Raw genomic sequence first — 1,251 nt, forward strand, 5'->3', positions numbered from 1 at the left:
AACGTGTTCCAGATCCACGGCGCAGGTCCAGACGGAAGGGTTGCGCTGCGTAAGAAACTGAACCGTGGGAGATTGCTTGAGTTCTTTGCCAAGCTCCCCATCTGCGTAGTGGCGATGGAAGCCTGTGCCAGCGCCCATTATTGGGGAAGAGAAATTGGTAAGTTCGGCCACGAGATCAGACTGATCAACCCGTCCTATGTTAAGCCCTTCGTCAAACGGCAGAAGAATGATGCTGCCGATGCGGAAGCTATAGCGGAAGCAGCGTCGCGACCGACGATGCGGTTTGTAAGCGTCAAAAGTGCCGAGAAACAAGCTTCATCCATGACGTTCAAGGTGCGCGATCTATTGGTTCGACAGCGCACGCAAACAGCCAATGCATTACGCGGGCACCTTATGGAGTATGGGCTGATCGTTCCTCAAGGGATCAAACACATACCGCTCCTGCATGAGCAAATAGCGGCACATCCCGATCTGCCTGAAGTTGCTAGAATGCTGTGCAAAGGGTTGTTGGAACAAGTCGTGTTTCTCTCCGAACAGATCGCCGTGCTGGAGAAGGAACTCCGTACCCGCGCCAGACAGGATGATCTCGCCTCGCGGCTAATGACTATTCCGGGTGTCGGCCCGATTTGCGCAACGGCGATCGAAGCACTGGCTCCGCCGGCAGAAATCTTCTCCAAGGGGCGCGACTTCGCGGCATGGATTGGGCTCACCCCTAAACAAAACTCTTCCGGCGGTAAGGATCGTCTCGGAAAGGTTTCGAAGATGGGGCAACGCGACCTTCGCCGCCTGCTTGTCCTCGGCGCGACCGCGGTTGTCCGCTGGGCGAGACGGTACGGAGCGCCAGCGAGGTCCTGGTTGGCAAGAATGCTTTTGAAGAAGCCGCCGAAACTTGTTGCAGTTGCTTTGGCGAATAAATTGGCGCGAACCGCTTGGGCTCTGATGGCTCGCGGCGGCGTCTATCAAGCTCCGGCGCCTGGTTCTGTCTAGGGCAGAACAGGACCGCGAGACGTCGGAATGTGGTGAGGTCTAACAGAGGATTATGGGCAATCGGTCAGAAACAGGATCAGAAGAACCAACAGATTGATGAGTGCCTCGAGCACGCCGACCCGAATTGGATCTGATCCACGTATTCCATAAGGGCCCGCGACGTGTTGAAGTCGCTATACGAGGCCGGACACACGTCAGCACCCGACCACATGCCCGTACCGAAGAAAGATTTTGCTTGCATTTACCGGGGCGTCCACACACATC

1 protein-coding gene is annotated in these 1,251 nt (G+C 56.2%); it reads left to right on the plus strand.

What is annotated here, in order from left to right; genetic code table 11:
• Positions 1-987, plus strand: a 987-nt coding sequence (locus tag ACP7E6_RS29380; protein ID WP_426233715.1) for an IS110 family transposase, incomplete at its 5' end; no start/stop codon positions are given.
• Positions 988-1,251 lie beyond the last annotated feature (264 nt).

The sequence above is a fragment of the Pararhizobium sp. DWP3-4 genome (genome assembly GCF_049898205.1).
Taxonomy (GTDB): domain Bacteria; phylum Pseudomonadota; class Alphaproteobacteria; order Rhizobiales; family Rhizobiaceae; genus Pararhizobium.